This window comes from Candidatus Palibaumannia cicadellinicola (assembly GCF_002855795.1).
Lineage (GTDB): Bacteria > Pseudomonadota > Gammaproteobacteria > Enterobacterales > Enterobacteriaceae > Baumannia > Baumannia cicadellinicola_C.
In genome coordinates this window covers 1-4,535 of record NZ_NJPO01000134.1, presented here as the reverse complement: position 1 = coordinate 4,535, position 4,535 = coordinate 1, and the positions used below count along the sequence as shown (strand labels likewise).

At 43.3% G+C, this 4,535-nt stretch carries 6 protein-coding genes; all 6 read left to right on the top strand.

The features are described 5' to 3' along the window. Positions 1-132 precede the first annotated feature (132 nt). Positions 133-303 carry a 50S ribosomal protein L32 gene (gene rpmF, locus CEX73_RS02570; RefSeq protein WP_101627030.1) on the top strand — a complete coding sequence of 57 codons (171 nt, stop codon included), beginning with the start codon at positions 133-135 and terminating at the stop codon, positions 301-303. Between the two features lie 30 nt (positions 304-333). Beyond that, positions 334-1,335, top strand: coding sequence for a phosphate acyltransferase PlsX (gene plsX, locus CEX73_RS02565; protein WP_101627029.1), 1,002 nt, complete (start codon positions 334-336; stop codon positions 1,333-1,335). A 10-nt stretch (positions 1,336-1,345) separates the two neighbouring features. After that, positions 1,346-2,299, top strand: a complete 954-nt coding sequence (locus CEX73_RS02560; protein WP_101627028.1) for a beta-ketoacyl-ACP synthase III — start codon at positions 1,346-1,348, stop codon at positions 2,297-2,299. Between the two features lie 21 nt (positions 2,300-2,320). Further along, positions 2,321-3,277 carry an ACP S-malonyltransferase gene (gene fabD, locus CEX73_RS02555; RefSeq protein WP_101627027.1) on the top strand — a complete coding sequence of 319 codons (957 nt, stop codon included), beginning with the start codon at positions 2,321-2,323 and terminating at the stop codon, positions 3,275-3,277. Continuing rightward, a complete protein-coding gene (gene fabG, locus CEX73_RS02550) occupies positions 3,274-4,008 on the top strand; it encodes a 3-oxoacyl-ACP reductase FabG (RefSeq protein WP_101627026.1) in 735 nt (244 codons plus the stop codon). The genes fabD and fabG overlap by 4 nt, the downstream gene beginning before the upstream one ends. A gap of 160 nt (positions 4,009-4,168) precedes the next feature. Further along, positions 4,169-4,405, top strand: a complete 237-nt coding sequence (gene acpP, locus CEX73_RS02545) for an acyl carrier protein (protein WP_038498847.1) — start codon at positions 4,169-4,171, stop codon at positions 4,403-4,405. Positions 4,406-4,535 lie beyond the last annotated feature (130 nt).

The window sequence follows — 4,535 nt, the reverse complement described above, 5'->3', positions numbered from 1 at the left end:
TAATCCACTTGACATTATTCATACTACTATGTAGGAATAACTATTGTTTTGCTAATTTTCTACTCAGGAAAAAGCCCAACTATTATTAAATATAATCTAGTTAAAGCCATAAATAATAAAGGAGTAAGGTCTATGGCAGTACAACAAAATAAACCGACCCGTTCTAAACGAGGTATGCGACGTGCTCATGATACACTAACAACCTCTACTATATCAGTGGATAAAGCTTCTGGTGAAACTCACTTACGTCATCACATCACTGCAGATGGTTTCTACCGCGGTTGTAAAGTTATCACCAAGTAATTATTTTATTTATTTCTCAAGGGAAATACATTGAGACGTCTAACCCTAGCGTTAGATGCCATGGGTGGAGACTTCGGTCCCGATGTCACAGTGCCTGCTGCTCTGCAGGCACTAATCTCCTATCCGCAACTTGAGCTGTTACTTGTTGGCTATCCCGCAGCAATAAAGAATTTTCTCGTCAAAACTGATTCGATCTTGCATAAACGACTGACAGTAATTCCAGCTGAATCTGTTATCCCCAGTGAAGCAAAACCATCACAAGCCATACTCGCTAGTCGTGGAACTTCTATGCGCGTTGCACTTGAACTAATTAAGGTAGGACGTGCTCAGGCTTGTGTCAGCGCAGGCAATACCGGGGCGCTGATGGGGCTGGCAAAATTAGTGCTCAAACCTCTGGATGGTATTTCCCGACCAGCACTGATGGTGATTTTGCCCCATCATAATCAGGGGAAAACAGTGTTACTAGACTTAGGAGCAAATGTTAAGTGTAATGCTACGATGCTAGTTCAGTTCGCAGTGATGGGCGCGGTGATAGCTAAGCTAATTATTGGGGTACATCGGCCGCGGGTAGCGCTATTAAATATTGGGGCTGAAGATACAAAGGGCCTTGGTAATATTAATCAGGCTGCAGCAATATTACGAAATATCTCGTCAATCAACTATATTGGTTATCTTGAAGCTAATGAATTGTTGACTGGAAAAACAGATGTAATGGTATGTGAAGGCTTTGTTGGTAATGTTACATTAAAAACTATGGAAGGAATAATACGAGTTTTTCTCTCATTACTAAAATCTTCAGAGTATAGCGTCAAGATAAATACAAACCTGGTTTATCAATTTAACCAACTGAATCCTGACCAATATAATGGCGCTTACCTAGTTGGTTTATGTGGCACTGTCATTAAGAGTCACGGCGCGGCAAATCAGCGCGCATTTACCACCGCAATTGAACAGGCAGTGCAAGTGGTGGAGCAACAAGTTCCGAAGAAAATAGCGGCACGCCTAGCTGAATGGGGTATTACCAAAGAGTGATATAGCGCACATGTATACTAAGATCCTAGGCACTGGGAGCTATCTCCCGGCGCAAATCAGGTCTAATGCTGACCTAGAAAACATGGTAGATACCTCAGATGAATGGATTGTTACCCGTACTGGTATCCGCGAACGCCGTATAGCTAGTGCCAATGAAACGGTATTTAGCATGGGATCTTACGCGGCTGAACAAGCACTTAGTATGGCCGGTATGGCAGCAGAAAAAGTTGGGATGATAATTGTAGCTACTACATCATCAAGTCATGCGTTTCCTAGTTCAGCTTGTCAAATCCAGCGCGATCTAGGTATTACTGATTGCGTCGCTTTCGATCTAGCGGCAGCATGTGCAGGATTTGCTTATGCACTAAGCGTCGTAGATCAATATGTTAAAAATGGTGCAATCAAGTATGCACTAGTTATTGGTTCTGATGTTCTTAGTAATACGCCAGCTCCTCATGATCGCGGCACGCTAATTTTATTTGGGGATGGTGCCGGTGCCGTCCTTTTAGGCTGTTCGGCGAAGCCGGGAATAATTTCTACCCATTTGCATGCCGATGGCCGTTATGGCGATCTCTTGACCCTTCCTTATCACAATCGCCTTAATCCTGCCGCAGATGCCTATTTAAAGATGTCCGGTCATGAAGTATTCAAGGTAGCTGTCACTAAGCTAGCTAATATTGTTGATGAAACCCTGAGTCTGAACAATCTATCTAGCAAAGATATCGACTGGCTAGTACCTCATCAGGCTAATTTCCGTATTATTTCTGCCACGGCAAAACTACTAGCGATAAAAATGGACAAAGTGGTAATTACCCTGGACAGACACGGAAATACTTCTGCAGCTTCGGTACCGTTAGCACTAGATGAGGCGGTACGTGATGGGCGGATTAAAACAGGCGAATTAGTGCTGCTAGAAGCTTTTGGCGGAGGTTTGACCTGGGGTTCAGCGCTGCTGCGCTTTTAATAATCAAGAGGACAAATCATCGTGACAACATTTGCCATGGTCTTTCCAGGACAGGGCTCCCAAAGAGTGGGGATGCTGGCAGAAATAGCAGCAAGCTATCCTAATAATGTTAAAGCTACTTTCGCCAAAGCTTCAGCTGTTCTAGATTATGATTTATTGCGGCTAGTAGAACATGGTCCTGCTGAAGAACTGAATAACACTTGGCAGACACAGCCAGCATTGTTGACAGCGTCAGTAGTGATCTGGCAAATTTGGCAACGACTTAACGGTAACGGTACCATGCCGATGTTTATGGCAGGCCACAGCTTAGGCGAATATTCAGCGCTCGTATGCGCTGGAGTACTAGATTTTTCTTCAGCAGTTAAGTTAGTAGCTTTACGTGGTATGTTGATGCATAAAGTTATTCCTACTGGTACAGGCGCAATGTCTGCAATTATAGGTCTAGATAATGCAGCTATTTCAGCTGCCTGTGAACAGGCAGCGCAGGGACAAATCGTATCGCCGGCCAATTTTAATTCACCTGGGCAAGTGGTAATTGCTGGCCATAAAGAAGCGGTAGAACGCGCTAGTATTATCTGTAAAGCTGCCGGTGCTAAACGCACGCAGATGCTGTCGGTCAGCGTACCATCACACTGCATACTGATGAAGCCTGCGGCAAAACAACTAGCACAGGTACTAGAAACGATACATTTTTCAATCCCACAGGTTCCTGTTGTGAACAACGTTGATGTGTGTGCAGCAACAGATCCAGCTATCATCCGTCAAGCGTTGGTGCGTCAGCTATATAGCCCTGTGCGCTGGACCGAAACTATAGAGTACTTCTCTGCACAGGGTATTGATACCTTGCTAGAAATAGGCCCTGGTAAAGTACTTACCGGATTCACTAAAAGAATTATCAATACCCTATCCTGTACTGCGGTACAAGACAAGATTTCGCTAGCTACGGTAATCAAAGATAAAAGTGGGGGAAAGCTATGAGTTTAAAAGATAAAATTGCGTTAGTTACCGGCGCGAGCCGTGGTATCGGTCGAGCGATTGCAGAGATGTTAGCAGCGCAGCAAGCAGTGGTAGTAGGAACTTCTACTAGCGAAAATGGAGCAGATAATATCAGCGGGTATCTAGGTAAAAGCGGTAAAGGTATGAAACTAAATGTTTCCGACTTAGTCTCTATCGAAGCTTTTTTGAAGAAAATGCGTATTGAATTTGGCGATGTGGATATTTTAGTGAACAATGCAGGTATCACTCGTGATAATCTTCTGATACGCATGACAGAAGATGAATGGCAGTCGGTTTTGAATACGAATCTCACTTCTGTATTTCGTATGTCAAAAGCGGTAATACGGGCGATGTTAAAAAAGCATTATGGCAGAATTATTACCATCGGCTCTGTTGTAGGAGCGATAGGTAATGCAGGACAAGCTAATTACACAGCTGCTAAAGCAGGATTAATTGGCTTAAGTAAATCGCTGGCTCGTGAAGTAGCGTCGCGCGGAATTACAGTCAATGTGGTAGCACCAGGGTTTATTACTACTGATATGACAGGAGTATTGACAGATGAACATCGTGTGGGCATTTTGTCTCAGATTCCGGCTAATCGCCTTGGTTATCCGACAGAAATAGCCAGTGCGGTAGCTTTTTTTGCCTCCGATGAGGCTGCATACATTACCGGCGAAACGATACATGTCAATGGAGGCATGTATATGCTGTAAAAAGCATTAAAATAGTTTGCGTTGTTCGTAGTAAATACCGCAAAATAGCATAAAATCGTAGTGAGACTAAGCCGGGATTTTAGTGGTATCTTTTTCAAGATTTTATACACGACGAAAATCATCGCGTAAGCTATTTTTTTTTGATAGGAAATTTAAAAGTATGAGCACTATCGAAGAACGCATTAAGGTAATCATCGCTGAACAACTGGGCGTTAAGAAAGAAGAACTAGTTAATAGTGCTTCTTTCGTTGACGACCTAGGCGCTGACTCTCTTGACACTGTTGAGCTAGTAATGGCGCTGGAAGAAGAGTTCGATACCGAAATTCCGGACGAAGAAGCTGAAAAAATAACTACTGTTCAAGCAGCGATTGATTTTATTCAGGCAAGTCGGCAATAAGTAAGCTTAGGCGGTCAATAGACCGCCTAAATTTTTGTTCGCTTACGATTATACTATGACAAACCATTTTCTTTATCAGAGATAAAGTACATCATCTACCAGCACAGCCGTTTATCTTAGTTCCGCGCTC